At 62.7% G+C, this 25,426-nt stretch carries 28 protein-coding genes; 7 read left to right on the top strand and 21 right to left on the bottom strand.

What is annotated here, in order from left to right; genetic code table 11:
• Positions 1-17: 17 nt before the first annotated feature.
• The gene (locus EXE51_RS05935) at positions 18-353 is read right to left on the bottom strand and encodes a rhodanese-like domain-containing protein (RefSeq protein WP_137692216.1); all 336 of its coding nucleotides are present in this window, start codon (positions 351-353) and stop codon (positions 18-20) included.
• Positions 354-355: 2 nt separating this feature from the next.
• The gene (locus EXE51_RS05930; RefSeq protein ID WP_089308257.1) at positions 356-655 is read right to left on the bottom strand and encodes a sulfurtransferase TusA family protein; all 300 of its coding nucleotides are present in this window, start codon (positions 653-655) and stop codon (positions 356-358) included.
• Between the two features lie 150 nt (positions 656-805).
• On the opposite strand from EXE51_RS05930, the gene EXE51_RS05925 reads away from it, so the two are divergent.
• Complete coding sequence (locus EXE51_RS05925; RefSeq protein ID WP_137692215.1) at positions 806-1,825, top strand: PLP-dependent cysteine synthase family protein; 1,020 nt, start codon at positions 806-808, stop codon at positions 1,823-1,825.
• 33 nt (positions 1,826-1,858) lie between these two features.
• On the opposite strand, the gene EXE51_RS05920 is transcribed toward EXE51_RS05925, so the two are convergent.
• Positions 1,859-2,122 carry a MoaD/ThiS family protein gene (locus tag EXE51_RS05920; RefSeq protein ID WP_137692214.1) on the bottom strand — a complete coding sequence of 88 codons (264 nt, stop codon included), beginning with the start codon at positions 2,120-2,122 and terminating at the stop codon, positions 1,859-1,861.
• A gap of 273 nt (positions 2,123-2,395) precedes the next feature.
• Here EXE51_RS05920 and EXE51_RS05915 point away from each other — a divergent pair, with 273 nt between their 5' ends.
• Complete coding sequence (locus tag EXE51_RS05915) at positions 2,396-3,253, top strand: molybdopterin-synthase adenylyltransferase MoeB (RefSeq protein ID WP_137692213.1); 858 nt, start codon at positions 2,396-2,398, stop codon at positions 3,251-3,253.
• A 64-nt stretch (positions 3,254-3,317) separates the two neighbouring features.
• On the opposite strand, the gene EXE51_RS05910 is transcribed toward EXE51_RS05915, so the two are convergent.
• On the bottom strand, positions 3,318-3,746 hold the full coding sequence (locus tag EXE51_RS05910) for a desampylase (protein ID WP_137692212.1): 429 nt from the start codon (positions 3,744-3,746) through the stop codon (positions 3,318-3,320).
• A gap of 125 nt (positions 3,747-3,871) precedes the next feature.
• Here EXE51_RS05910 and EXE51_RS05905 point away from each other — a divergent pair, with 125 nt between their 5' ends.
• On the top strand, positions 3,872-4,336 hold the full coding sequence (locus EXE51_RS05905; protein ID WP_137692211.1) for a DUF302 domain-containing protein: 465 nt from the start codon (positions 3,872-3,874) through the stop codon (positions 4,334-4,336).
• A 27-nt stretch (positions 4,337-4,363) separates the two neighbouring features.
• Here the strand turns inward: EXE51_RS05905 and EXE51_RS05900 are convergent, their stop codons facing one another.
• The 7 genes from EXE51_RS05900 to EXE51_RS05870 form a co-directional block, all read right to left on the bottom strand.
• Entirely contained in the window at positions 4,364-4,720 is a 357-nt protein-coding gene (locus EXE51_RS05900; RefSeq protein ID WP_089308263.1) for a DsrE family protein, read from the bottom strand.
• Between the two features lie 101 nt (positions 4,721-4,821).
• Positions 4,822-5,391, bottom strand: coding sequence for a hypothetical protein (locus tag EXE51_RS05895; RefSeq protein WP_137692210.1), 570 nt, complete (start codon positions 5,389-5,391; stop codon positions 4,822-4,824).
• 81 nt (positions 5,392-5,472) lie between these two features.
• Positions 5,473-6,939, bottom strand: a complete 1,467-nt coding sequence (locus EXE51_RS05890; RefSeq protein ID WP_137692209.1) for a dihydrolipoyl dehydrogenase — start codon at positions 6,937-6,939, stop codon at positions 5,473-5,475.
• An 87-nt stretch (positions 6,940-7,026) separates the two neighbouring features.
• Complete coding sequence (locus tag EXE51_RS05885; protein WP_137692208.1) at positions 7,027-7,938, bottom strand: sulfite exporter TauE/SafE family protein; 912 nt, start codon at positions 7,936-7,938, stop codon at positions 7,027-7,029.
• 3 nt (positions 7,939-7,941) lie between these two features.
• On the bottom strand, positions 7,942-8,223 hold the full coding sequence (locus EXE51_RS05880) for a hypothetical protein (RefSeq protein ID WP_089308267.1): 282 nt from the start codon (positions 8,221-8,223) through the stop codon (positions 7,942-7,944).
• 3 nt (positions 8,224-8,226) lie between these two features.
• A complete protein-coding gene (locus EXE51_RS05875; RefSeq protein WP_241990589.1) occupies positions 8,227-8,658 on the bottom strand; it encodes a hypothetical protein in 432 nt (143 codons plus the stop codon).
• Between the two features lie 130 nt (positions 8,659-8,788).
• On the bottom strand, positions 8,789-9,304 hold the full coding sequence (locus EXE51_RS05870) for a redoxin domain-containing protein (protein ID WP_137692207.1): 516 nt from the start codon (positions 9,302-9,304) through the stop codon (positions 8,789-8,791).
• A 187-nt stretch (positions 9,305-9,491) separates the two neighbouring features.
• On the opposite strand from EXE51_RS05870, the gene EXE51_RS18170 reads away from it, so the two are divergent.
• The gene (locus EXE51_RS18170; RefSeq protein WP_137692206.1) at positions 9,492-10,418 is read left to right on the top strand and encodes a TSUP family transporter; all 927 of its coding nucleotides are present in this window, start codon (positions 9,492-9,494) and stop codon (positions 10,416-10,418) included.
• A 67-nt stretch (positions 10,419-10,485) separates the two neighbouring features.
• Here the strand turns inward: EXE51_RS18170 and EXE51_RS05860 are convergent, their stop codons facing one another.
• Positions 10,486-12,393: a MinD/ParA family protein gene (locus EXE51_RS05860; protein ID WP_137692205.1), complete on the bottom strand. Its 1,908-nt coding sequence runs from the start codon at positions 12,391-12,393 to the stop codon at positions 10,486-10,488.
• A gap of 204 nt (positions 12,394-12,597) precedes the next feature.
• Entirely contained in the window at positions 12,598-12,939 is a 342-nt protein-coding gene (locus EXE51_RS05855) for a hypothetical protein (RefSeq protein ID WP_137692204.1), read from the bottom strand.
• Between the two features lie 716 nt (positions 12,940-13,655).
• On the opposite strand from EXE51_RS05855, the gene EXE51_RS17895 reads away from it, so the two are divergent.
• The gene (locus EXE51_RS17895; protein ID WP_241990588.1) at positions 13,656-14,093 is read left to right on the top strand and encodes a hypothetical protein; all 438 of its coding nucleotides are present in this window, start codon (positions 13,656-13,658) and stop codon (positions 14,091-14,093) included.
• Between the two features lie 223 nt (positions 14,094-14,316).
• Here EXE51_RS17895 and EXE51_RS18215 read toward each other — a convergent pair whose 3' ends face one another.
• From EXE51_RS18215 to EXE51_RS05820, 6 genes are all read right to left on the bottom strand, one after another.
• Entirely contained in the window at positions 14,317-14,469 is a 153-nt protein-coding gene (locus EXE51_RS18215) for a lasso RiPP family leader peptide-containing protein (protein WP_137692203.1), read from the bottom strand.
• Positions 14,470-14,790: 321 nt separating this feature from the next.
• On the bottom strand, positions 14,791-14,943 hold the full coding sequence (locus tag EXE51_RS18210; RefSeq protein ID WP_137692202.1) for a lasso RiPP family leader peptide-containing protein: 153 nt from the start codon (positions 14,941-14,943) through the stop codon (positions 14,791-14,793).
• An 83-nt stretch (positions 14,944-15,026) separates the two neighbouring features.
• Positions 15,027-16,901 (bottom strand): asparagine synthase (glutamine-hydrolyzing), encoded by a 1,875-nt coding sequence (gene asnB / locus EXE51_RS05835; RefSeq protein ID WP_137692201.1) that lies wholly within the window; start codon positions 16,899-16,901, stop codon positions 15,027-15,029.
• Entirely contained in the window at positions 16,898-17,356 is a 459-nt protein-coding gene (locus EXE51_RS05830; RefSeq protein WP_137692200.1) for a lasso peptide biosynthesis B2 protein, read from the bottom strand. The genes asnB and EXE51_RS05830 overlap by 4 nt, the downstream gene beginning before the upstream one ends.
• On the bottom strand, positions 17,353-17,646 hold the full coding sequence (locus EXE51_RS05825; RefSeq protein ID WP_158413879.1) for a PqqD family protein: 294 nt from the start codon (positions 17,644-17,646) through the stop codon (positions 17,353-17,355). Before EXE51_RS05825 ends, EXE51_RS05830 begins: the two co-directional genes overlap by 4 nt.
• 210 nt (positions 17,647-17,856) lie before the next feature.
• Positions 17,857-19,017: a nucleotidyltransferase family protein gene (locus EXE51_RS05820; RefSeq protein ID WP_158413878.1), complete on the bottom strand. Its 1,161-nt coding sequence runs from the start codon at positions 19,015-19,017 to the stop codon at positions 17,857-17,859.
• Between the two features lie 111 nt (positions 19,018-19,128).
• On the opposite strand from EXE51_RS05820, the gene EXE51_RS05815 reads away from it, so the two are divergent.
• Both EXE51_RS05815 and EXE51_RS05810 read left to right on the top strand, forming a co-directional pair.
• The gene (locus EXE51_RS05815; protein ID WP_241990587.1) at positions 19,129-21,000 is read left to right on the top strand and encodes an ABC transporter ATP-binding protein; all 1,872 of its coding nucleotides are present in this window, start codon (positions 19,129-19,131) and stop codon (positions 20,998-21,000) included.
• 97 nt (positions 21,001-21,097) lie between these two features.
• Entirely contained in the window at positions 21,098-22,123 is a 1,026-nt protein-coding gene (locus EXE51_RS05810; protein WP_137692197.1) for a HAMP domain-containing sensor histidine kinase, read from the top strand.
• Positions 22,124-22,209: 86 nt separating this feature from the next.
• Here EXE51_RS05810 and EXE51_RS05805 read toward each other — a convergent pair whose 3' ends face one another.
• Together EXE51_RS05805 and EXE51_RS05800 are read right to left on the bottom strand one after the other, a co-directional pair.
• Positions 22,210-23,436, bottom strand: a complete 1,227-nt coding sequence (locus tag EXE51_RS05805) for a glycosyltransferase family 2 protein (protein WP_275543461.1) — start codon at positions 23,434-23,436, stop codon at positions 22,210-22,212.
• Positions 23,437-23,963: 527 nt separating this feature from the next.
• Positions 23,964-24,887: an NAD-dependent epimerase/dehydratase family protein gene (locus EXE51_RS05800; protein ID WP_137692196.1), complete on the bottom strand. Its 924-nt coding sequence runs from the start codon at positions 24,885-24,887 to the stop codon at positions 23,964-23,966.
• Positions 24,888-25,426 lie beyond the last annotated feature (539 nt).

Here is a 25,426-nt window from a genome sequence, read left to right as displayed (position 1 = left end):
AAAACCAGGCCGTCCGCTCAGGCGTCCGCCGCCGCGCCCGTCTCCAGTTCGAACGTCCACTCCCCGTAGCCGCCGGCCATGCTGGCGACGACCACGTCGTCCTCGACGCCCTCGTAGCTGCTGATCAGCATCGCGGCCTGCTTCGAGGACTCGCCGACGGGGCACGCACAGACGACGTCAGTGTCGTCCCAGTCGATGTCGGGGACCCGCGACGGGAGGTCGCCGAGCGGGACGTTGATCGAGCCGGGGATGTGGCCCCGCTCGTACTCCTCGGGCGGTCGCGTGTCGATGACGCGGATGTTCCCCCTCTGGACGCGCTCGTTGACTTCCTCGGGGGTGAGCTCCTCGACCATGGTTACTCCTTCCGCATGAAGATGCGGTAGCGGCCGTCGCCGGACTTCCACACCTTGGCGGTCGCGTCCTCGCCGACCGCCTTCGGGACGTTCTCCGTGCTGGGCACGTGATCCGTCTCCTGAACGAGCACGTCGCCGGGCGAGAGCCCCGCGATGGCCTTCTTCGCCTCGACCTGCGGGTACGGACAGACCTCGCCGGTCATGTCCTGCACCTCGGTCGCGTCCTCGAACAGCGCCTCGGCGGTCTCGTCGTCGAGCTCGTCGGGCATCTCGACGACGTCGTCCCACGATAGTTCACTCATATACACTCATACGACACTCGTCGTGGAACCCCTTTCGTGACCGGCAGGCTTCTCCCGTATCTCGGACGGGCGTTCGCCGCGCACGACCGCGTCGAGGTCCGAGACCACCGTTTCCGTCGGACTCTTATTCGGGAGCGGCAAACGGAGGGTATGACCGGACACGCCGTCGACGAGTCGACGATCTTCGAGACGCCGCTGCTCGAACTCGACCTCAATTTGGAGAGCGACGCCGCGGTGTACGCAAAAGCCGAGTGGTTCAACCTCTACGAGGCTCCCCACGGCGGCGGGTCGATCAAATCGCGGATCGCAAAGGGGATGCTCGACGGCGCCGAGGAGCGCGGCGACCTCGAGCCCGGCGTGACTGTGATCGAGCCCACCTCGGGCAACACCGGCAGCGAGGTCGCTCGACTCGCAGGGGCGCGCGGCTACGACGTTGAGATCGTCATGCCCGACAACGCCGCCGGCGGGAAGGTCGAGGCCGTCCGCGACGCCGGCGCCGAGATCCACTTCGTTGACGCGGACTTGGGGTACGACGCGGTCATCGAGCGCTGCGAGGAGATCGTCGCCGCGGACCCCGACGCCTACTACCGCCCGAACCAGTACGAGAACCCCGACAATCCCGGAACTCACGAGCGGACGACCGCACGCGAGATCCACGCGGCGACCGACGGCGGGGTGACCCACTTCGTCGCCGGCGCCGGGACCGGCGGGACGATCACCGGAACGGGCCGCGGGCTGACGAACCTGACCGACGGGGCCGCCGAGATCGTCGGCTTCGAGCCGGAGGAGCCGCTCCACGCCATTGACGGCCTAAAGTACCTCCGCACGGGCGACCACTACCACCCGGAGACGTACGACGAGTCGGTGCTCGACCGGAAGCTGTACGTCCCGACCGACGACGCCTACGACCGCGCCCGCGCCCTACGTGAGCGGTACGCCAATGACCCAATCCCGATCGCCGATGCCGGGCAGTACGACGCGGAGACGATCCGCGAGCACCTCCGCGTCGACGGCCAGTTCGTCGTGGGCACCTCGGCCGGCGCGGGCGCGGCCGCCGTCGCGGCCCTCGACGCGGCCGGCGACCTCGCAGACGACGACGCCGTCGTGTTCATGCTGTGCGACCGCGGCGACAAGTACGCAGACATCCCGCTGTGGGAGGAGTACCTCTGAGCGCCCGAAAAGAGCCGAGAAGTGTCGACCATCTTATCGGCCGCCGCTCGCCGCGGGGATGACCCGCACCTGCGCGTCGTCCGGAACCTCCGCGTCGAGCCCGTCGACCGGAGTTCCGTCCACGTAGACGTTGATGAACTCCTTGATCTCGCCGTCCTCGATCACGCTGTCGCGCAGCTCGTCGCCGTGTTCCGCGGCGTGGTTGTCGAACAGTTCTGCCACCGTTTCGCCGGCGACATCGACCTTCGACGTCGCTGACCCGCCGACCAGCGCGGCCGGGAGTTTAATTGTGGCCATACCGCTCGTTCGACGCTCATCCTCAAAAGGGGCGTGTCGACGGCAACGTCGACCACGGTCTGACACGGTTGCCGTCCGCGTCGGAGTGAGTTCCGCCGGTTCCGGCAGACTCGCAACTTCTCAACGGTGGCGATACCGGCAGCTACGGAACTCTCGCCGCGGCGATCGGCGCGTCACGCGCCGTCTGTGCGCCCGCGACGCACCTCCGAGATGGCGGCAGTACCCACCGGTGGACGGCCGGCTTAACCGTCCGCAAACGGTATAGAAGCGTGAATGAGTGATCTCGACCTCGACCCAACGCAACTCGACCGCTACTCCAGACACATCATCCTCGACGACGTGGGGCCCGAGGGACAGAAGGACCTACTGGACGCGAAGGTGCTGGTCCTTGGGGCCGGCGGGCTCGGCGCGCCGATCATCCAGTACCTCGCCGCTGCCGGCGTCGGCACGCTCGGCATCGCCGACGACGACGAGGTTGAGCTGTCGAACCTCCAGCGACAGGTCATCCACGGTGACGACGACGTGGGCCGGAAGAAAGTCGACTCGGCGGCGGAGTTCGTCGCCGACCTCAACCCCGACGTCGACGTCGAGCGCCACGAGCTACGCGTCACGCCGGACAACATCGAGGAGCTCATCGACGGCTACGACTTCGTCGTCGACGGCACGGACAACTTCGAGACGCGCTACCTCGTCAACGACGCGTGTACCCTCGCCGGGATCCCCTTCTCGCACGGCTCCATCTTCCGGTTCGAGGGGCAGGTGACCACGTTCGCTGGCGACGACGATTCGCCGTGTTACCGTTGTTTGTTCCCGGAGGCGCCGCCGGCCGGGATGGTCCCGAACTGCGCGACCGCCGGCGTGTTAGGCGTCTTGCCGGGCACCGTGGGCTGCCTCCAGGCGACCGAGACGGTCAAACACCTCATGGGCAAAGGCGAGAGCCTCGACGGCTCGATGCTGTTCTTCGACGCCCTCGACATGGAGTTCGACAAGGTCGAGATCCCCAAGCAGGACGACTGCCCGGTCTGCGGCGACAACCCCGCCATCGAGTCCGTCCACGACGTGGAGTACACCGCCTCCTGTGCGATCGACGTCAGCGGCGACTCCGAGCCGGAGATCGAGGCGAGCGACTGAGCCCTGTCTGACCCGCTGTCTTCTCTCGGTTTTCCGCTCCGGTTCCGACTCCCGGTCGACCCGGCTACCGTTCGCTCCGGACCGACACCGTCTCCTGTTCGAACTCGTCCGCATCGTCGCGCCAGCGCCACGACCCGACGAACGGGTAGCCGTCGAGCGCACAAATGACGTACGAGTGGCCCGGCCACGTCGCCCGCGCGGCGTCCGTTTCGCTTGGGTGCGTCGGGCCGGTCGGGTGCGAGTGGTAGAAGCCGACCACGTCGAGGCCCGCGTCCTCGACAGTCTCGATCAGCTCGAACTGCTCTTCGGGGTCGATCAGGTACCGGATCTCGGGCGTCTCAGCGACGTTCTCCGCGGCGTACGTCTCCGTGACGACGCTCGGGTCGCCGTCGTCGCCGTGTTCGCCGGCGAGGACGCCGCAGATTTCGGCCTCGCCGCCCTCGTACGCCCGATACACGATGTCGTCGTACGCCGCTCGCGTGAGTTCGATCATGTCGGGAGATGGCCCGACGGCGTCATAAGTCCGTCCCGACCGGCAACGGGCACGGCGCGTAAGAGGTAACGGCAGTTGTCGAGGGTGCGATTCGATATTTATATTCGGGCGTGAGAGAACCTCGCATGAGCGACGCGTCATCCCGATCACCGACACCGACGGCTGATGAGGCTCTTCATACGACTCTCGATATGCCGTTCGAGGACGCCGTCCCCTTCGTCCAGATCGAACACGAACTGGCTGATTTCGAAACGGTACGCGTCACTCGCCTCGATCAGATGATCGCGGGTATGCTCGGACACGACGACGTTGAGCGAACCGCTCTAATTGTGGTCTGTCACCCAGAAATCGCACATGACGCCCTCCAGATCGATCCAACCCTGGCCGGCATGTTACCGTGTACGACGACCGTCTACGAGCGCGCTGCGGACGACCGCGTCCATGTCCATCACGTCTCAGCGACAAAGGCGATCCGGGACTTAGGTTGCGCGCCAGCCGACTCTGACGAGGCTGTAGAGGACTTGGTCGCGAAGACAGGCGAGCTGATGGCTGTCGTCTGGGCGAACATCGAAGAACACGGTCAAAAATAATAGGCACCGCCGAGCTGGTCGCCCGGATTAGAACGTGATGATCTCGTAGTCGTCGTCGACGAGCGAGCGGATGCTCGGGTGGCCATCGTACTCGTCGAGCGTGACGAGCCCGGAGTCGGCCACGGCGTCCTCGACGCCGAACGCGCCGGAGCAGAAGTCACAGACGGCGGCGTCGTCGCGGACCGCCTGGTAGAGCTCGTGGTAGTCGCTCTCTTCGTCCTCCAGCTCCGGGATCCACTGGGTACCGGCGCCGTCGAAGATCAGTTCCAACTCGTCGTCGTCGTTCTCGGCGAACTCCTTGGCCGCTTCGAGCGCGTTCGCGAGGCGACCGTAGTCCGAGTGCGATTCGTTACCGGCGAGAATCACGATTGCTGCTTTTGCCATCGTGGTCGTTTATAAAACACACACGTACAAAACCCGTCCGCGGGTGTGTGTTCGGAACACCTTCTCGGCACGCGATAGCGTGTCAGGTTCGTCGGAGCGCACTACGAGAAGTCCTCGGCGTCGAACGACCGCGGCTCTGGTCCTTGGTCGACGAACTGTACCGACCCGTCGTCGATGGCAACGAGCGCCGCCACCCCGCCGTACCCGTGCGTCTGGTCGTGACCGCGGACGACGACCCGGATGACACCGTCGGGAATCGCGACCGTCGCTGACCGCGTGAACGGCTGCTCGGAGTGAGCGTGGAGCAGCTCCCGGCGCCTGAGCCGCGTCCCGTCGAGTCGCTCGACCTGCCACCAGTTCGCGTACCCCTCCTCGCCGTCGTCGTCGTGGTGGAGCGTCACGTCGAACGCGTAGCCGTCGTCCGTCGCCTCGAACGCGACGTCGACGACGTTCGCCTCTCGGAGGTCGCGGTCGTCGGCAGCGGGCGGTTCCGATTCGGTTCCGACGCTCGCGCCGCCATCGGTGTCGTTTCCGGACCCGGTGTCGGCTTCGGGACCGGCATCCGCTTCGGGACCGGCGTCGCTCCCGGCGCAGCCGGCCAGGGCGATCGCGCCGCCGCTCGCGAGCCCCGCCAACAGTCGGCGCCGAGGGAGGTGACCGCGGTCGTTCATACCGGGCGTTCGGCGGAGAGCGACAAAACTGCTCTGGCGACCGGCAAGTCGCCGTGTTCGACCGCGGAGTGGCTGTAACGGCTATCCGTGGTGATGATGTCCGTGGTCGCGACCGCCGCCGCGCGAGAACTGCCCGGAGAAGGCGCGGTCGACGACTTCTGAGAGCGCTGGATGGATGTGGACCGCGTCGCGGATGTCCGCGACTGTTCCGGAGCCGGCGGTCATCGCGACGACGACCTCCTCGATCAGGTTCGACGCCTCGGGCCCGATGATATGGCACCCTTCGATGTTGCCGTCGAGGTCGATGAGGACCTTCACGAACCCCTCAGCGTGCATCGCGCTGCCGCGGGCCGTCTCGTCGTACGCATACGTGTTGGTGGCGTACTCGACGTCGGCCTCGCGGAGGTCCTGTTCCCGCGCACCGACACCGGCTACTTCGGGCGAGGCGAACACCGCGAACGGCATCGCCGAGTAGTCGACGGGTTCCGCCTCGTCACCCAGCAGGTTCCGGACAACGGCCTTCGCCTCGTGGTTCGCGCTGTGTTTCAGCAGGTACTCGCCGACCACGTCACCGAGCGCCCACACCCCCTCGGCGTCGGTCCGGAGGTACTCGTCCGTCTCGACGAATCCCCGCTCGTCGGTCTCGACGCCTGTCGCGTCGAGGTTCAGTGAGTCGGTGTTCGGGCGGCGGCCCGCCGCGACGAGCAGCGCGTCGCCCGAGACGGTCATGCTCTCCGCCTCCTCGGGCGCACCGACTGTCTCTCCGCCCGCGCGGACCGAGTCGGCCTCGGGGTACGGTCGGGCCTCGACGGTCACCTCGCCGTCCGCCTCTTCGGCGGCGACGGCCTCGTACCCGGCGTACACGTCGAACCGGTCGGCGTAGCGGTCGGTAAACGCCTCGCCGACCTCCTCGTCGGCCTCGGGGAGGAGGTTCTCTCGCCGGCCGACGATCGTTACGTCGGTGCCGAACGTCCCGAAGAAGTGGCCGAGTTCCGCGGCGATGTAGCCGCCACCGACGATCACGAGGCGGTCGGGCGCCGACTCCAGCCGGAGCGCCTCCGTGCTCGTGAGGTAGTCCACGTCCTCGATCCCGTCTATCGGGGGGATCGAGGGACGAGTGCCGGTCGCGACGAGGACGGTGTCGGCCCGCAGCGTGGCGCCCGCATCGTCGCCGTCGACGATCTCCACGGTGCGGTCGTCGACGAACCGCCCGGTCCCCTCGAAGAGGTCGTGGGCGTCCGAGGACTTCAGCCCCCGTCGGATGGAGTCGGAGCTCTCAGAGACGTCCTCCGTGACTTTTTCGACGATCTTAGCAAAGTCGACACCGTTGACCTCGGCGTCGATCTCGAACGCGCCGGCGCCTTCGACTGTCTCCATCACGTCGGCGTGGTAGAGGAGCTGTTTCGAGGGGATACAGCCGCGGTTGAGACAGGTCCCGCCGAGTCGCCCCTCCTCGACGACCGCGACCGAGTTCCCCCGGCCGGCCATCGCGTTCGCCACGTCCAGTCCCGACCCCGACCCGATCACGAGGAAATCAAACTCTTGCATGGATTGATCGACGGGATCTAAGGTCATCAACCCCGGTCCGTTGTGGCGTGAGTTGTACACGACCGCCCAGAACCGGTGTGCGAGCGTTTAGACGCCGAACGTTGTCACGAGAACGATTCCGCCGACAATCCCGAAGACGACGCCGAGCCCGCGCTCCATCAGCCCGCTCGGAACGTGTTTGCCGACGCGGGCACCTATTGTTCCACCGACGATTACACCGGGAATCGACCAGACGACGACGTACCACACCGGCGTCGCCGCCAGCGCGTGGACGGCCGCCCCGGCGACCGCGGCGATCGCCAGCACGAACACCGACGTGGCGACGGCGACCCGCGGCGGCATCCGACAGCGCGCCACCAGTTGGGTCGTCACAATCTCGGGAAGGCCGGCGCTGATCAGCCCCGTGATCACTCCGCCGAGCGCCGCGAGCGCGACGCCCGGCGGGCGCCAGCAGGTTGGGTAGACGAACCGCTCGCCGTCGGTAGCGTTGACAACGGTGGTACCGCACTCCGCGTTCTTCTTTTCGAGGAACTCGCCCTCGCGCTCGCCGGGTTCGGTCTCTTCCGGAGAGTCCGAGTACAACAGGAATCCGCCGAGCACGAACAGCCCGACGCCGAACCCGCCGCGCAACAGCGTGTCTGGGACGTAGTGCGCCGCAAACGAGCCGATCACGATTGCCGGCAACGCGCCGACCAACAGCCACTTCGCGGTCGCGTAGTCGACGACGCCCTGTTTGACGTACGACCGGAGCCCGTTGCCCATCCCGAACACTTCAGTCATCAGGCCCGCGCCGACCGCCTGCGCGGGGCCGAACCCGACGGCCAGCAGAAAGAACGGGCTAAAAAAGAGCGCGCCCGAGACGCCGGCCGCGATGGCGATCATCGAGAACAACACTGACGCGGGGAACACCCACCAATGATCGAGGACTCGATCGACCGACACCACCGAGAGTAGCGGCAGCGGGTCGACCCCGGTCGCTAGTACGAGTGCGCCTGACATCGCTTACTCCGGATGGTGAGCGCCGTGTCCGACCCACAGCAACAGCAGGTGGGTCGAGATCGCGAGCGGGAGCCAGCCGACCGGCAGCGCCGCCGCGACGGGATCGACGGCCCCGATGACGTACGCCGTCGGGAACGCAATCGCCGTCCAGAATGCGACGCGTCGAACGGTCGCCTCTATCCCGCGACTGACCGCCGATCCGGCCGCCGCGGTACAGCTGTGTACCGGGCGGTCGTCGCGCAGGCATCCCGGGCCACGACCGTCCGCGTTCGTGTTCGTGCCCACGCCTTACACCGGGAGCAGCGCGATTCCCGCGCCCAGTACGACGCCGTAGACGACGTGGAAGAAGCCGAACGCAGCCATCGTCTTCGGGTCGGGTTCCATTGCGAGGACGATTCGCATCCAGAACATCATTCCGCCGACCATCAGGACGAGCCCGAAGGCGAGCCCCCACAGGACGCTCCCGACGAGGGCCCCGGCGCCGACAGCGAGCCCGAGTGCGGTCGCACCGACTGCGAAGGCAGCCCCCGCGCCGACCCCGTACAGCATGTGGAGCAGCATGCCCTGTTTCATGTACGCCTCGGGCCCCTCGTCACCGATGTACTTCGCCCAGAGGGCGGCAGTCGGCGGCGGCGAGTCGTCTCCCATCGTCATCATGAACATCGTCATGACAACGGTCGCGATCAGTCCAGCGATCAGTCCGGTGAGTATGCTTACCATGATGTGTGACACGCGCCGGCGAGCCGACGCAGGTTACTTCTAGTAACCTAGATGCGAGACTATCACATAAAGGCGCGCGAACAGGTCGGTAACCGGGTTATGTGTAGGTAATGGATTCCGACGAATGACCTCACAGATACGACTTCCCGTCCGGCAGTTCGCACTCGTCCCCGTGACATCGCGCGGCGTGTTCGACGGCCGTGAGGTCCGGTTCGTCGTCCGTCTCCTCGCTTCGCCACGCGTACTGGACGGTGCGGTCCGGATCGACCACGAAGACCGCCGAACGCGCGACTCCGCGGTGGTCATCGATCTCTTCGGCGCGCACGCCGTACGCCTCGGCGACACGGCCGTCGCTGTCTGAGAGCAGCGGGAAGTCGATGCGATGCTGTTCGGCGAACGCACGGTGACTGTAGACGGTGTCGGTGGAGATCCCGAGGACGACGGTGTTCTCCATGAGCGACAGCGCCTCGCTGTCACGCAGCGTACACATCTGGCTCGTACAAACGGGGTGGAAGTCGAACGGGTAGAACACCACCACGACCGCCCACCCGTTGTCGGCGTACTCGGCCAGCCCGTGCGTGTCGATTCGTCCGCCGCCCGCACCGGGAAGCTCGAACGTCGGCGCTGTCTGTCCGGTTTGGAGCATACGTGAACAACGACGGCCGGTGGGTATGAGCCTCGGCCGATCGTGCGGTGTGATTACACACACCTCAGTACGCGACCGAGCGACCGAGCGCCCGAGCGCCACCGTCAGCATACGGCCGACCTCGCGGCCGTGTCTCGGCGCCACACAGTCAGCGGTCATTTATGAATAACCGCGTCATCTCAGGCGTATGACCCTCGCGCTTTCCGTCGAACTGGTGGCGACGATCGCCGTCGTCGTCGGGGTCGCGGGCGCCGTCAACGGGGTCGCAGGGTTCGGATTCGCCGTCGTTGGGACCATGGTACTCGCCGCGACACTCGATCCCGCGACCGCCGTCACGTTCATGATAATTCCGATGTTCGCTGTCAATCTCGCGCTCGTCGGCGATCTCACCCGCGAGGAGCTCCGCACGTGTGGAACCCGATTCGCGCCGCTGCTCGTCGCCGCGCTGGTCGGCACTCTCCTCGGGATGGCACTCCTCGACCGGCTCCCGGAAGCCCCGCTCCGGATCCTACTCGGGTTCGTCTCGCTCGGCTTCGTCGCGACGAATCAGCACGCCATCCCGTTACCGTCCCTCCCTGTCGTGAGCGAGCGGGAGTTCGCCGATACGCCGCTCGTCATGGGGGTCGTCGGCGTCGTCTCAGGCGTCCTGTTCGGCGCGACGAACGTCGGAGTCCAGCTCGTCGCGTTCGTTCGGAGCTTCGACCTCTCACACGGGCTGTTCGTCGGGGTCGTCGCGCTCGTGTTCGTCGGCATCAACGGCCTCCGAGTCGGCGCTGCTGGAGCGCTCGGACTCGCCTTCAAGCCCGGGACTGACGACATGCGGAACTCCCGCGCGATCCCGGTGGTCCGCGGGCTCCGAGAGCGCGGCGCGACCGTGACCGCGTACGACCCGGTCGCAACCGAGAACGCCAGAGAGTACCTCGACGACGTCGACTACGCGGAGTCCGCGGACGCCGCACTCGCCGGCGCCGACGGCGCCGTCGTCGTCACCGACTGGGACGAGTTCGCGACCCTCGACGAGGAGTTCGACGCGATGGCCGACCCGGTCGTCGTCGACGGCAGACGGGTCGTCGAGCGCCGTGACGGGATCACGTACGAGGGACTGACCTGGTGATAAAAAGTAGTCGTGCGTCTCAAGGTAGCTCTCTAAGACCGGTGTTCGAGACTCGACTGCCCGTTCTCTACGCCACGCCACCGTACCCGCCCTCGCCGTAACCAACGATCCCGAACTGCTCATCGCCCGGGTCGGGCGGCGCGTCACTCGTATCGTCGGTGCCGTCACCACCGTCATCCGAGCCGGTCCCACCGTCACCGGTTCCAGTATCACTGTCTTCGGTGTTCCCGTCGCCACCGGTTCCAGTATCACCACCATCCGAGCCGGTCCCGTCGTCACCGGTTCCGGAGTCACCGTTCTCGGTGCTTCCGTCGTCGCTAGTTCCGGAGTCATCGCCCCCAGTGTTTCCGTCGTCGCTGGTTCCGGTATCACCGCTCCCAGTGTTCCCGTCGTCGCTAGTTCCGGTATCACCGCTCCCAGTGTTTCCGTCGTCACTAGTTCCGGTGTCACCGCCCCCAGTGCTTCCGCCGTCGCTTCCAGTGCTGTCTCCGGTACCGCTGCCGCCGGTGTTCCCGCCGCTATCGTCGCCGGACGTCGGTGACTCCTCCGTGTCCGACGTTTCGTCCCCCGTTTCGTTCGTCGGCTCTGCTCCGGGAACCGGTTCGTCGTTCGTATCGGTCGTGTTCCCGGTCGACACCGGGTCAGTCGTGTTGGCGACCTCGCCTGATTCAGTCGTATTTCCGGTCGACACCGGGTCAGTCGTGTTGCCGACCCCGCCTGATTCGGTCGTGTTCCCGGTCGACACCGGTTGGGTGGAATTGCCGGTACCTTCTGTTCCCGTCTCGTTCCCTCGCTCCGTGTCACCGGTTTCCGTCTCGGTTGTCGGTCCCGTCCGATTACTCCCGCCCGTCGAAAGCGATCCCGCGCTCGTCGTGGTGTTCGTCGTGCTCGTCGTCGACTCGTTCGAGGTCACGGGTCTGCCGCCGTAGCCGAACGCCTCGATCTCGGGCGTCTCACGCGTGTTCAGTATTCCGGCGGACACGCCGCCCACGGCGGCCGTGAGCGCGGCCAACGCACCGCGGCGGGTAAGCGTGATACCGCTGTCGTCGTCCTCGGTCGGCTCCTCAGCAGGCGTGTCCGCCTCCGCTGTTGCGTCGTTCACGTCGCCCGTGGAACCGTTCCCACCGTCCGCGACCGCGCCCGCGTCTGAAGACGTGTCATCACCGGCGGCCGACTCTGGCTCCCCGGGTTCGTCGTTCGAGGGCGTGTCCGTGTCACCCGACGTTCCGGCTGCGACGGCGGGCGTGAGGAACGGATCCGCGGGCTGGGGGAGCCAGAGTGCCGCGTTCGAGGCCGTCCCGTCGTGACCGTCTCGGAGGCGCCGGTACACGCCGCGAGCGAGCTCCCGATAGCGCTCGGCGCCGGGATCCGACGGCGAGTCGAGCACGGCCGCCGCCCCGCTCGCGACCGCGTCCGACTCGGGAATGGTCGCGAGAATATCGCAGTCCCACTCCAGAGTGTCGGCGTCGCCCTGAGCTCGAGTGAGCACGGTTCCGAGCAGCGGCCGCCCGTGTTCCCGGAGCGACCCGTGAACCGCCGCCGTGTTCCGCCGTGCCGCGTCGTCCGGCGTTGAGACGACGACGGCACCGTCCGCCGCGTCACACGCGCCCGCCGTCGCGTCGCTGAACGGGTCTCCCGTGTCGCAGACGACGACGTCGAAGCCGTCGATCGCCTCGACGAAGTCCTGGATGGCCGCCGCGTCGGGCACGGCGAATCGACCGCCCGGAAGGACTTCGGCTCCAGCTGGTCCGGTGTGGACCGCCTCGTCAAGCGTTGCGCGTCCCGCGAACACGTCACGGAGCGTTGCGTCCGGCTCCGGAATTCCGAGCGCGGCCGCGAGCGACGGGTTCGCGAGGTCGCAGTCGACGAGCAGGACGTCAGCGCCGGCGTCTGCGAACACGGCTCCGAGGACCGCGACCGACGTGGTCTTCCCCGTCGCCCGCGTCCCGCTCGTGACCGCCACCGTGTATTTCATTTGTCTATCGACTCTTCCCCGGGTCCGACGGATATATTCGATCCTCAAATTATCAAAAATGAACTACAATTGTTGGAAAATAGAAATTAGTGCGACAATGAATGGTAGCGTGTCTCACGGTGTTTCGATACGAGCGATGGCCGTACGGTCAGGATCGCATCACGGGGAGGAACCCGCTGGCCTGAGTGTGTCCGGTCAGGCGCTTCAGGCCGAGCCCGAGGCCACAACCAACACGATGGCGTTCCATACGGTGACGAGAGCCCCGACGAACAGCAGCCCGAGGGGGATACCGACTCGCTCCGGGTCCGGAACCAGTCTCCAAGTGAGATACGAGAGGCCGATCACCGCGAATTTCAGCGCCACCATACCGGGGAACCCATAGCGACTGACGATCGGATCGCCGAGGGGGCCGACCTCGGCGATCCGTCCTGACGAAACGCCGATACCCGTAGTGATGAGGTCGCCGACGACGAAAAACGCGACTGCGAGAGCCCAGAGTAGATATGCGAACGAGGGCGAGGCCAATCGTTCGTCGACGGCAGTCATCGTCCGAGCTGTAACATGCCGGCGGAGTGAGTGGACCGCTGTGGGGTCTGATAGCAATATTGCATAGCTCTGGATCGGATAACAGTGACTGCGGTGATAAACTAAACGCTACTTTTATCATGAGACCTGACCCCGGAGAGACAGTATTACGTCACTTATAATTTGAGAAAGGTTGCCGTCGAATGAGTTCGATCGAAGGTGTACGGATCAACACACAATCTTAAACCCCTCATGGCCTACATACAAGATACAGAGCAATACAGATGCACTCGTACTCCGCATACGATTTACGACTCCGGTCGGTGTTCGAGCTGCCGGAGCTGCCGGGGATATACGCGGAGGAAGACGGCTGTGACGTCAGTATTACACGAGATGAGGTCGAGCCGGTTCCGGAGTCTGTAGACGGGGTTGGCGGGCGCCGGATCCAAGCGAGCCGTGACGGGATCCGGCTGACGTACGACTCGATCGGCTCGTTTCTCGTAGACGCTGGAACCCGAATCGTGTGCGACCCGAGAAGCGAGGCGGCGGAGCAACGGGAGTTTTTTCGGAGACTCATCGAAAACGAACTGCTTGGACTGGTGCTTCACCAGCGCGGTCACCTCGTGCTCCACGCGAGTGCGGTTTCGATTGACGGGAGGGGCGTGATGTTTTTAGGTCCGAGAGGCGCCGGAAAGTCGACGACAGCAGCGGCGTTCGACGCGGCAGGGCATTCCGTTTTGGAGGATGACGTCGTCGCGATCCGGTTCGACGAGAGCGGACCGACGGTGGTTCCGGGAGTTCCACAGCTCCGCCTGGAGTCCGACGCCGCCACTGCGCTCGGCCTGCGGGACACGACGACGCCTGCGGAGGAATCGTGGTACGAGAAACAGATGCTTCCGATCAACGACGTGCCCGAACCCGTCCCGTTGACCCGGTGTTACGTCCTCACCGAGGGCGACGAACTCGAGATAGACGAGCCCTCTGGATCTGAACAGTTGCTCAGCCTCGTCACACAGCGGTACGCGCAGGGAATCGTCGCGGACTCAGACCGCTCAGATAGCCACATGGAACAGTGTTCGCGCGTCGTAGAACGCGCAGGCGTCCGAGTGTTGACTCGCTCGCTAGATCATGAACGGCTGCCGGATCTGGTCGATCTGGTCACCGACGACATCTAGTGGAACACGGCTGAAGGCGGCTAATCAACGGGACCGAAATCGAGTAGAGGAAGCGACCAGAACGGCTACGATACCCCGTACTGGTGTGCTAGCCTTATCGTAGGGATAATCTGACTGTGTTCGCACCCGGAACCACAGTGATTGAAAAGTCGCAGGTGTGAACACTACGTTGGACGCACTGAGGGGGTACACCTCGGAAATAAATGGGTTTGAACGGGTCCGATTACTTGTACCCGACGGACCCTTTCAGGTTGATAGCCGGTTCGTCAACGTCAGTACCGGGCTGTTTCTTATTACCTGCTTTCGTGATCGATTCTACCGCCCCGTGCTTGACGACCTCGGGAGCCTCGTACCGATTTGAGCTCTTTTCTGCCATTTGCTGCGGGTTAACCCAGTAAGTATCGAATAATAAAAGTTGGCAATAAGAAGGCCCGCGTGTGGGGCTCCGGATAGACACGAGACATTGGTGTCTCCGAACAAATCAAGACCTAATTGAGTAGCGATGGAACACGAAGTCCTCTCGTGCGAAGCGATTCTAGCTCGCGATGGTGAGCGCATGGGTCAGTGTACGATTGGCAGGAGTGGTCGGCCTCAACGACCGCCCGACGGAGCAGTAGAAGTTCTGTATTCAATCGAAAATGGTCATAAAAGGGCTGGCATCAGGTCGAGCTGATAAAAAACAGATTAGGAACGGACCTTATTTATATCCGACAGATCCCTTGAGATTAATGACCTGCTCGTCCGTGTCTTCGCCGAATTGCTTCTTATTACCCGCTTGGGTGATCGATTCTACCGAACCGTGTTTGATAACCTCCGGAGCCTCGTACTGATCTGAGCGGTGATTGCTCATCCCGTGACATCATTAGTTAATCAAATTAAATAAATACTATGTTTAATTCTGTATGATCGCCTAGAATAATAGCGCCCCCGTGGTCATCGAGCGACATTCTGTTCGTCCAACCAACTGGCGAGTGAGAAAGCGACCCACAGCGTATTCGGGTCGCGTGGATGTGGATCGTCGTTGAACCGCTCGTAGACCTCGGACAGCGCCTGTGGGTCGATGTAAGGGCGGAGGATGCCAGGGTCCTCAACGAGAGCTTTGACCTCGCTGTCAGCGGCTGAAAGCGCGTGTGCGAACGCCTGGTTCATCATCGTTTTCCACGGTCGACATCGGATCTTATCGGGGAGCACGTCCTCTAACGCGCGACGGATTATCAGTCGGGTCCACCCGTTACGGAGCTGCTGTGTCGGCGGGATAGCGAGACTGAATTCGATCAGCCGGATGTCGGTGAACGGGTATCTGGGTTCCATACCGAACGCCGCGTGCGTCACGTCGTTTGCTTCGAAGAACTCGGTCATTCCACCGCTCATCAACGACCGGTACTGCCACCGACGAGCGCTCCGCTTCAGTACTGAACCCTCGTCGTTCAACCGCCGGTAGCGCTCTCGGAGCCCGGTTCGGTTCACGAACGACCGGTCGAGGGTCGGGTTGAGTCGCTGTGTCCCCGTTGGCTTTCCTCGAAGCCGCCGGACGAGATCCTTCGCTCGGCGCGGGACCAAATTTGGAAGCACCTGTCCCACGAATATCCCTCTCGGTCGGCGGTCGAGGACGTCTCCCATCGCGTCCAACTCCCGATAGAGGTGTCTCCACCGGCCAGTACGCACTAACTGTGGGAGGAGGCCGAGTCCGTAGTCGACGGCGCTGTCTCCGTGTGAGCCCTCAAGAATCACGCCGATCCCGTCCTGACTCGCTTGTTTCGCGAGCGTCCACTTCAGGAAGTGCATCGTGTTTTTTATCGGCTCATCGTGATACTGTATGGCCTCGTCGATGTGATCTACGGCACTTAGATCATCGAGGAAAACGTAGTGAGAGTCGATCCCGTCTCTCTCGACGAGGGTTTCGATATACTCGCGCTCGTCGGAGGCACTGCTTTGGTCGGACACCCCGGAGTACGTAGCAAGCGTGGTATCCGCAGGGAGTAGGTCACGCGCGACCGCCGTGATCGACGAGGAGTCTAGCCCGCCGCTAAGGCTCGTCGCAGTCGGCGAATCAGTTCGGAGGCGACAGGCAACTGCCTGCTCAAACAGCTCTCTGAACCGGGTGGCGTACGCCTCGTCCGACTCAAGCGTGACCGTTCGCGTCGGGTCGAGATCCCAGTACTGCCACGTTCGGTCCGTTTCCGCCGAAACAGCCGTGGCGTGGGCGGGAGCCAGCCGTCGGACGGACTCGTAGAACGAGTTCGTCTTGTCTTCGAGCCGCCCGAGCAGAAAGTCACCGACACGAGATTCGTCCAGAGAGGGTGTGACACCCGGCAAAGTCAGAAGAGATTTCGGTTCCGAGGCGACTGCAAACACGTCGTCAGTGATGTGGTAGTACAGGGGCTTGACACCGAGGTGGTCGCGGGTACAGAACAGCGTTTTTTTCGCCGAGTCCCAGACGACGAACGCGAATGCGCCGATTAGTTCGTTCACGCAGGCGTCGCCCCACTCCCGATACGCCTCCAGAAGCAGCTGGCTGTCGGGTACCGTTCGCGATACGTCGGTAAGACCGAGTCGACGTAGTAACTCCGGTCGGTTGTCTAGTCTAGCGTCGGAAGCGACAGCGAGCCCGTCGTGGGTGTACGGTTGGTCGTCGACAGTACCCTGCGGAGTCGTTACAAGTTGCTGGTGTCCGATACCGACAATATCGTTCGACCACTCTCCGCCGCCGTCGGGACCCCGGTGTTCCATGGCAGTAACCATTTGATGTAGCCGGTCGGGGTCCGGGCCGGCACCTGTTCGATCGAATACGGCGGCGATACCGCTCATAACTCGGTCGCGGCGTCTATCGACGGCAGCGGTTCGTACCGGTCCAAGTCATCCACGTCGCCGATGAGTACCTCGTCGTCGTACTCGAGCCAGCTGTGCGCCTCCATCGACGCGTCGGACTCGGTCGCGACGCCGATCTTGTGGTCCGGCTCGAACGCGTACAGTCGTAGCAGTGTCTCGGCGGCCAACGATCGCACGAGACACGTCCGGTTGCCCGGAAGACGATAGTCAGCTATCTTCACCGCCGAAACGACGCGGTGTGGTGTCGGGTCCCCGAGAACGAACCGCCTTCCGTAGTTACCGATCCGTAGCAGCGACGCTCTGGTGCGAGACATGACTACGGTCGTGAGCACAGGTGGAAGTGACAACAGAAGTGCGACAGCCAAGAGAAGCCGGACCGGATCGCCGGGAGACCAAGAGGGGATCACCGTTGAGTCACCGACAAGGGACGTCATTCGTCGAGACGGACGAGGTTTTCATTCTCCATCTCGGCCAGCATCTCGGAGACATCGCGCTGACACTGTTCGTACGCTACGTCGTACTCGGCGACGATTGCTCGTGAGATATCGTCGAGAGTTTGAGGTTGTTGAATCAGTTCCCAGATCAGCGTACCGACTTCATTCACACTGTAGTACTCTCCGGCGTCTTGATGAAGAATGACGGTTTCGCCGTCGACGACCGTGGAGATACACTGGTCCGCTGCCACAATCGTCGTTGTCTCAGCGAATTTATTTGCGCTATTCATCGTTTGATGTTGTTCTATCATTCCATATGAATGTTTCTTCGGTGATAGAGGATGTTGACTCCGAAGCGGCGCGAATGCGCCAGAAAAAATACGTTAGAGAGTGGCTGATACCCGATTGTTCCGGTGGGCGCGGGTAAGACCGACTGGTAGACCGGTTTCCGTTTGGGCCTCCACCAGACAGATAATCGCTACACCAAGGTTCGTCCGTGATCATTTTTTAATTTTGTGTAGCAGAATTCGGAGGGGTCGAACAAGATAGTACAGCGGATAGAGCTTCTGCGGCAGCGAAATCCACTGGTAATCGCTCGGCCACGGAGAGACGGCCTTATTAAACGCCTCACGAAGCGAATCCCGTGGCGTGTTGTTCAGGAGCAGAATGATTGTCAGCGGGTCGAGATCAAGCCGATCACCGGTCGGATCAGCAGAAAAAAGAGCACAGAGTATTGCCGAACCGATATTCGCGCGTGGATCCGCAGATATCTGCCGGCGAACACTACGAGGAACATCAATCTCCGCTAACTCGGCCGCGACGGCGATCCCGAGTAGTGCAGCTGTTTTCCATCCGTACTGTGCGGCACGATCGATGATGTCGTTCCACTGAACATCCTGCTGTAAGAGGAGAGCAACGTCACAGACCCACGAGAGACGACACCAACCGTGTTTGGTACCGTGCGCTAGGAGAAGCACGACGCGGTCCTCGGGTGACAGCGCGGGTACCGACTCGCCGGCCAACGAAACTGACGTTCGACGCTCCCACAGGTCCGAGAAGAGTCCCTCTCCGTTCCGATATTTCCCCACGAACTGATGTCGGAGATCGATCGGTATCGCGTCCCGTTCGTTTAGAAAGTGGAATTCACCTTCCCACTGGAAGATCGAGCCGTTGACGAGCTGTGACGGTGGGATACCGGCGAACTCCGTCTGCTTGTATCCCTGATCTTGAAGGACTCCGTGAGCATCAAGCGGGTCTTCTTCGATAACGAGAAAGTCTAAATCACTGAACCAACGGCGGCTTATACTTCCGTAAGCAACCTCAGCAACCACTGGGCCTTTGTATGGGATCACCTGGATCTGGTTCTCCCGAAACGCGTCATTAAGATCGTGTAATCGCTCGACGTACCGAATGTTCTTCAACGCACGACTGCGACAGCGGTTCTGTACTGTCTGTGCGTACTCTCGGGGGACGAGTTCCTCTATTTCACTGATGGATTCGTTGAGCAGGGGGACGATACCGTGGCCGCCTGCGAGTGTAAGCACGTCGCTCCAATCGGGATCAGTGTGAGCGATCTCCCGGAGTCGCTCCTCCGCCTGATCCGGATTCCCGACCTGACGGACGAGGTTGAACACGAAGTCGGCCTCGGGAGTTGTGGGCATCAGCATACGTTGAAAAATCGTTAGATTACAGTGTTGGCTCCGGATAGGCCAGTCATGTTTATATTGTCCATGAACTGGATATGAGTACTAATTCAACATATATGAGGTTGTGTGTTTGTCACGAATTCTCTGGCGCTCAATTATATCAGGGTAAAACTTATTCGCGCGTTTGCTCTCCTCTATGTAAGCGACCCCGAATCAAATATGTCAGTTGATACCCGAGAGAAGCTCTCGGCGTTGTATGAAGCAGCGCTATTCCGGCCACTGCTCGGCGCCGCGATCGTCATCGTTAGCCTCGCAACGGCACTGCTCGAGGGTATCGGTTTGGGCTTTTTATTGCCGATCGTCGAAATTTCTCAGTCGTCAACAGCACCGGAGGGGGCTGACGGCATCCTAGGAGCTTTTGTACGGATCTACTCGTTCCTCGGTGTTCCGTTCACGCTTGAGTATCTTGTTCTCGGCATCGGCGGAGTTATGGGTGTCCGCTTTGGGCTGAGTTTCCTTACCGCGTGGGTCCGATCGGTCCTCAGCATGAGTTATCAGCGGCATCTCCGTCAAGAGTTGTTTGGGTCGCTTATGTTCGGCCCTGTTGAATACATCGATAACCACGGATCCGACGAGTTGTTAAACAGTCTCATTACGGAGACGAACCGCTCGGCGAGTATCGTCATGGGCCTATACAATGTGATTGAAGTTTCGCTCCGAGGAGTGATCTACCTCGCAATCGCTGCAGTACTCGCACCGATGCTCACACTGATTGCGGCGATAGCGCTTGGGGTAAGCACGCTGTCTGTCCGCTACGTTCTTGAACCAGCGTACGCTGCCGGTGACGATGTCGCTACGGTGAACGACCGCATTCAGACAATCTCCCAAGCTGGTGTCCAGGGGACACGAGAAGTCCGCCTGTTCAACATGCGGACAGATCTCATCGGACGGATGCAGGACACGCTAAACGAGTACGTGCGAAACGGCGTCCGGCTGCGACGCAACCAGGCTGCGCTCACGAACCTCAACAAGTTCACCAACGCTCTCGTCGTCTTCGGTCTCGTCTACGCGGGGATCAGGTTTACGAACATTTCGCTGGCCGAACTGGGTGTCTTCCTGTTCGCAGTCTTCCGACTGTCGCCTGTCGTGAACCAGATCAACACGACCGTCTATCGGTTGGACGGACAGCTACCACACTTTATTCGCGTACGGTCTCGGGTGGAAGACCTCCGCGAGAGAGGAGTGACAGATACTGTCGGTGAGCAAGCAATTGATTCCGTCTATGAGGTCACGTTCGACGACATCTCGTTCGCTTACGAGGACGAGCAGGTACTCAGTAATGTCTCGTTCGGCGTCAAAAAGGGAGAGAAAATCGCACTCGTCGGTCCGTCGGGCGCCGGGAAGTCGACAATCGTCTCATTGTTGGGTCGGCTTCAGACGCCGGACGCGGGGGAGATCCTCGCGGACGACACCCCCATCGACGAGCTCGACGTCGAACAATGGCGCGAACGCCTCGCGGTCGTGCGCCAAGCACCGTTCCTGTTCGACGATACGCTCATCGAAAACGTGAAAATCGGGAATCAGGACGCCACGCGCCGGGACGTCGAGCGGGCGTGCGAGACCGCGCAGGTGACGGAGTTTCTCCCGGAACTCCCGGACGGTTACGACACGGAACTGGGCGAGGACGGGACACGGCTCTCAGGGGGCCAGAAACAGCGGGTCGCCATCGCGCGGGCCCTGCTCAAGGACGCCGACGTCCTCGTCCTCGACGAGGCGACGAGCGAGCTCGATTCGAACATCGAACGGGACGTGTACGCGGGGATCAGCGGCCGAGAGAGCGAGTACGCGACGATCAGTATCGCCCACGACCTGTCAACCATCGACGACGCCGACCGGATATACACGCTCGTCGACGGGAAGATTACGGAAGACGGGACCCACGAGCAGCTCCTGTCGGGCGACGGAACGTACGCGGAGCTGTACGCCACCCAGACGTAACGAGGAAACCGGCGGCGATCGGGGACGAAAGTCCGATAGGTGTTTAATAAATCCGTTTATCCGGTACACTCATCCGACTATACGCAGAGTGAAAGGCATGTGCGGCATTGGCACAGACCAGACCATCCCACTGGAGGCGCTTCCGCTCCGGTCGGAGAGCGTTCTCACGCTCGTCGACGGGGACGGCGTAATCAGGTACAGTAGCACCTCGGTGGAACGCGTCCTCGAGTACGACCAAGACGAGTTGGTAGGCGAGCACATCACCGAACGCGTACATCCCAACGACCGCCCGCGGGTGTCCGAAATGGTACAAGCGCTGACCGGGGAGCAAGAGCAAGCGGACAGGTCGGTCGAGTGCCGATATAAAAAAGCGGACGGAACGTACGAGCGGGTCGAATCCGTCGGGTCACCGCAGCCCACGGATGAAGGGTGGTATCTGATAACGACGACCGACGTCACAGACCGGGACGCGAGTGATGTGGACGCCGAGGCGAGAGAGGAGTTCGACGAGTTCACGAAAGTGGTGAGTCACGACCTCCGAAACCCGCTCAACGTGGCCTCGGGGCACGTGGAGTTACTGTACGAAGACGTAGCAGAACAGAACGAAGAGTATCGTCAGCGGCTTAGGAAGGTGATGTACGCCCACGATCGGATGGAAGCGCTCATCGAGAACCTCTTGACGCTCGCCCGAAGCGGGGGAGAGGTCGACGCCGCAGAGTGGATAACGTTCGACTCGCTGTGTCAACGGTGTTGGCAGAACGTGTCGACCGCGGACGCAGAGCTCGTGATCGAGTTCGACGGCGAGATCCGGGCCGACGCGTCGCGGCTCCAACAGCTCGTCGAAAACCTCGTTCGGAACGCCGTCGAACACGGCGGCGAAGACGTGACGGTGACGGTCGGGGAGACGGACGACGGCTTTTACATCGCCGACGACGGTGCGGGCATTCCGGACGAGATGAAAGACAGGGTGTTCCAGAACGGCTTCTCGACGCTTTCCGACGGGACCGGATTCGGCCTCGCGATCGTGAGCGAGATCGCTGATGCCCACGGCTGGGAGGTCGAGGTGACGGTGAGTCAGGGCGGCGGCGCGAGGTTCGAGATCACCGGCGTCGAACGCCGATAACGCGAACGGCGACGCACCCGAACCGGGGAGGCGAGTGAGGGACGAACGATACCAGCGACGCGTATCGAGCGCCGTCGATCGCCTCGTCAGGCCGCCGAGACCCGGTCATCGACCGCGCTCATGAAGAACGCGTTGAACACGGTCTGGATGCCGAGAATCATCACCGTGAGCGCGATGACGTGTCCCGGGGTCGCAGCGACGAGGGCGACGTTCCCTGTGGCCCACCCAATCGCACCCCAAGTGAGATACAGCGCGCCGGCCGTGAACCCGACCAGGCCGACCGTCGAGAGCCGTTCGAGGTTCATCCGTTGAATGACAGTCTCGGTGACGACGTCGTTCGGGCGCTGGATCGGATCGCTCGCCAGCGTGGCGAAGACGCCCATGTTCGCGGCCTGATACCCGACGAGCACGAGCAGCGAGCCGGTGATCGCTGCCGTGGTCCCGAGCGAGACGCCGCCGAGCGAGACGCCGGTGGTGCCGGACAGCAACAGCGAGAGCCCGGTGATTCCGAGAACGGCGCCGGGGAGCGAGAACAGGTAGTTCGGTGCGTTCAGTAGCATGAAGCGAACGTGGCGCCAGCCGTCGCGGAAGCTCTCCAGCGTGGCCTCGCCTTCGCGCTCGTGGTACGTGATGGGGATCTCCTTGATCGTGAGGTCGCGCGCGCCCGCGTCCATGATCATCTCGGAGGCGAACTCCATGCCCGTCGTCTCGAGGTCGAGTTCGTCGAGGACGTCGGCGTGAAACGCTCGGAACCCGGAGTGCGCATCGCTGACACCCGCTCCGTAGAACACGTTCAAGAACTTCGTCAACAGCGGGTTACCCACGTGTTCGTGGAGCGCCGGCATGGCGCCGTCCTTGATGTCGCCCTCCAGGCGACTCCCCATGACCATGTCGGCGTCGCCCTCAACGACCTGTTTCAACAGTCGCGGGAACTGTTCGAAGTCGTACGTGGTGTCGGCGTCGCCGATGATGATGTACTCCCCGCGACAGCGCGCGAAGGCGTACCGGTAGGCGTACCCGTAGCCGGGCTCGTCCGGCTCGACGACGACCGCGCCCTCTTCGCGCGCGATGTCGGGGGTACGGTCGGTCGAATCGTCGCTGATGACGACCTCAGTCCGGTAGCCGGACCGTCGCACCGCGGCCTTGACGAGGTCGATACACTCAGCGACGCCCTCCTCTTCGTTCATCGTCGGCATGACGACGCTGACCGTCGGGTCCACGTCGGCCTCCGGCCCGACGAGAAGTGACTCCGGCTCGTCGGGCTGCTGTACTGGGGTTACTGACTGCGTGCCTCGTGCGTCTGTCGACGTCATTAGGTTGATTTGGTGGCTTCTGCGTTCGGGACACATGGAGACGGCGTCACGCGCCGGTATCGAGATCGTGCCGTCGCCGATCGGAACGGCTCTCGGGCGCTCCGGTCTCAGGCGAACGGGTCACAGTCCATGCGAGTCTATCACTAGGGTAACTCCCGAGACTCGTATAAAAATATTTGTAATAAACCACCCAATCTGTCGGTGTGTGCCGAACGTCTGATCTACTGGGCCGTTATTTGGACAAATATGGACTCGGAACGCTGTGATGCGACGACGACAACTGTTGGCTGGGGTTGTCGTGGTCTCGATGGGAGCCACGAGAGTCGAAGTCGCGTCCGTCGACGGATACGGTGCCGGCGGCGGGTACGGGGAGAACGGGTACGGTGAGTGAGAGCACAGGGAAGACGGAGACGGTGAGTGAGAGCACAGGGAAGACGGAGACGGTGAGTGAGAGCACCGATATGGACGGGTTGTGACTCGGTTGCGGGCGGAAACGACAAAACGAGCCGCAGGGAGAACCGCGGCGGCTACTGCGTGACGAGATACGGTTCACAGACGCGGTGGACGCCCTCTTCGAACGGAATCCGCGGCTCCCACCCCGTCGCCTCGCGGATCCGAGAGATGTCGGCACACGTGTCGTGGACGTAGTTGTTCAGGGGGATCGGTTCGTACTCTGGCTCGACGGCGGTGCCGAGCACGTCGTTGATCAGCTCGACCATCTCGTTGAACGAGTACGGGTCGCCGGTGCCGAGGTTGTACACGCCCGCGAGGTCGTGATCGGCCGCCGTCTCGAGTCCGCGAACGATATCGTCCACGTGAGTGAAATCACGGGTTTGCGAGCCGTCACCCCACAACACCGGAGATTCACCGGCCGCGATTTTGTCCGCGAACTGCGAGACCGTGTTCGCGTACTCGCCTTTGTGCGCTTCGTTGCCGCTGTAGCCTTGGTACACCGAGAAGAATCGCATGCCGGCGAGCGAGAGCCCGTCGTAGAAGTTGTTGTAGTACTCGGCGTATCGCTCTCGGCCGAGCATCGACGCGTCGTAGCCGGTCGCCGCGTCGAGGTCCATGTCCTCGGGGCTGGGTTCGGTTCGACTGCCGTACGCCGACGAGGTCGAGGCGTACACGATCGTGTCACAGCCGTCCTCGTACGCCTGCTCGACGACGTTCACGAACCCCTCGATGTTGACGCGGGCGCCCTCGCGGGGGTTCTCTTCGAGCATCTGCCGGGACGAGAGCGCGGCGAGATGAAAGACGACGTCGACGTCCGTTGGGAGTTCCTCGTCGAGCACGTCCGCCTCGACGTACTCGACGCCGTCGTCGAGATTGTCGGGCGTGCCGAGGTAGCCGTTATCGAGCGCGACGACGTCGTTGTCCAACGCGAGGGTGTTCGCGAGGTTCGAACCGATGAATCCTGCTCCGCCGGTGACGAGAGCGCGTCTGTCTTCCATACACGTAACGCAGTCTCCTAGCGGGCATAAAAATCTAGTGTGGGCAACGGCGCTGAGCCGCGGTGTTGAGGATTGTAGCGGTTCGACAAGAGATCGTCCGCCGCACTCATACGTGTGGCACGTCCCGCGGTCGTCGTGGAAAACACGCGAGCGGCCCGTCTCGGTCGTACTCTCCTTTCACCGATAAATACACCAGATATTAGAAACATCCGCACATACAAGATAAACAACCATTACAGACGTATGGGCGTAAACTATTGAGAAGCGGTAACAAGTGTCTGCTGTCCAACTGACGTATAACCATTACGGTCATACGGGTGTAAATGTAGGTTCGTAAACTACCGCGGTGTTCGAAACGACGTTCGATTCGGTCGGGGATGAGGACGAACGACTGCGGATACCGAATCAAACGTCGGACTGAACCGTGGACGTGGGTGTCGAGAGAGTGTGCACGAGATCGGTGTCAGTTCACGGGTCCGGTGCGGAAGTTGGACCGGGCGTCCGCACCGGCGGCAGAGCGAGACTGGGGTTCCCGAGGA

The organism is Halorubrum sp. CGM5_25_10-8B, assembly GCF_005435095.1.
In the GTDB taxonomy this organism is placed as follows: Archaea; Halobacteriota; Halobacteria; order Halobacteriales; family Haloferacaceae; genus Halorubrum; species Halorubrum ezzemoulense.
This window is presented reverse-complemented; position numbering and strand designations above follow the sequence as displayed.

Bases quoted from the DNA above. Each gene is read 5' to 3' on its own strand.
- EXE51_RS05935 (WP_137692216.1), bottom strand. From the start codon at position 353: ATGGTCGAGGAGCTCACCCCCGAGGAAGTCAACGAGCGCGTCCAGAGG.
- EXE51_RS05930 (WP_089308257.1), bottom strand. From the start codon at position 655: ATGAGTGAACTATCGTGGGACGACGTCGTCGAGATGCCCGACGAGCTC.
- EXE51_RS05925 (WP_137692215.1), top strand. From the start codon at position 806: ATGACCGGACACGCCGTCGACGAGTCGACGATCTTCGAGACGCCGCTG.
- EXE51_RS05920 (WP_137692214.1), bottom strand. From the start codon at position 2,122: ATGGCCACAATTAAACTCCCGGCCGCGCTGGTCGGCGGGTCAGCGACG.
- EXE51_RS05915 (WP_137692213.1), top strand. From the start codon at position 2,396: ATGAGTGATCTCGACCTCGACCCAACGCAACTCGACCGCTACTCCAGA.
- EXE51_RS05910 (WP_137692212.1), bottom strand. From the start codon at position 3,746: ATGATCGAACTCACGCGAGCGGCGTACGACGACATCGTGTATCGGGCG.
- EXE51_RS05905 (WP_137692211.1), top strand. From the start codon at position 3,872: ATGAGCGACGCGTCATCCCGATCACCGACACCGACGGCTGATGAGGCT.
- EXE51_RS05900 (WP_089308263.1), bottom strand. From the start codon at position 4,720: ATGGCAAAAGCAGCAATCGTGATTCTCGCCGGTAACGAATCGCACTCG.
- EXE51_RS05895 (WP_137692210.1), bottom strand. From the start codon at position 5,391: ATGAACGACCGCGGTCACCTCCCTCGGCGCCGACTGTTGGCGGGGCTC.
- EXE51_RS05890 (WP_137692209.1), bottom strand. From the start codon at position 6,939: ATGCAAGAGTTTGATTTCCTCGTGATCGGGTCGGGGTCGGGACTGGAC.
- EXE51_RS05885 (WP_137692208.1), bottom strand. From the start codon at position 7,938: ATGTCAGGCGCACTCGTACTAGCGACCGGGGTCGACCCGCTGCCGCTA.
- EXE51_RS05875 (WP_241990589.1), bottom strand. From the start codon at position 8,658: ATGGTAAGCATACTCACCGGACTGATCGCTGGACTGATCGCGACCGTT.
- EXE51_RS05870 (WP_137692207.1), bottom strand. From the start codon at position 9,304: ATGCTCCAAACCGGACAGACAGCGCCGACGTTCGAGCTTCCCGGTGCG.
- EXE51_RS18170 (WP_137692206.1), top strand. From the start codon at position 9,492: ATGACCCTCGCGCTTTCCGTCGAACTGGTGGCGACGATCGCCGTCGTC.
- EXE51_RS05860 (WP_137692205.1), bottom strand. From the start codon at position 12,393: ATGAAATACACGGTGGCGGTCACGAGCGGGACGCGGGCGACGGGGAAG.
- EXE51_RS05855 (WP_137692204.1), bottom strand. From the start codon at position 12,939: ATGACTGCCGTCGACGAACGATTGGCCTCGCCCTCGTTCGCATATCTA.
- EXE51_RS18215 (WP_137692203.1), bottom strand. From the start codon at position 14,469: ATGGCAGAAAAGAGCTCAAATCGGTACGAGGCTCCCGAGGTCGTCAAG.
- EXE51_RS18210 (WP_137692202.1), bottom strand. From the start codon at position 14,943: ATGAGCAATCACCGCTCAGATCAGTACGAGGCTCCGGAGGTTATCAAA.
- asnB (WP_137692201.1), bottom strand. From the start codon at position 16,901: ATGAGCGGTATCGCCGCCGTATTCGATCGAACAGGTGCCGGCCCGGAC.
- EXE51_RS05830 (WP_137692200.1), bottom strand. From the start codon at position 17,356: ATGACGTCCCTTGTCGGTGACTCAACGGTGATCCCCTCTTGGTCTCCC.
- EXE51_RS05825 (WP_158413879.1), bottom strand. From the start codon at position 17,646: ATGAATAGCGCAAATAAATTCGCTGAGACAACGACGATTGTGGCAGCG.
- EXE51_RS05820 (WP_158413878.1), bottom strand. From the start codon at position 19,017: ATGCCCACAACTCCCGAGGCCGACTTCGTGTTCAACCTCGTCCGTCAG.
- EXE51_RS05810 (WP_137692197.1), top strand. From the start codon at position 21,098: ATGTGCGGCATTGGCACAGACCAGACCATCCCACTGGAGGCGCTTCCG.
- EXE51_RS05805 (WP_275543461.1), bottom strand. From the start codon at position 23,436: ATGACGTCGACAGACGCACGAGGCACGCAGTCAGTAACCCCAGTACAG.
- EXE51_RS05800 (WP_137692196.1), bottom strand. From the start codon at position 24,887: ATGGAAGACAGACGCGCTCTCGTCACCGGCGGAGCAGGATTCATCGGT.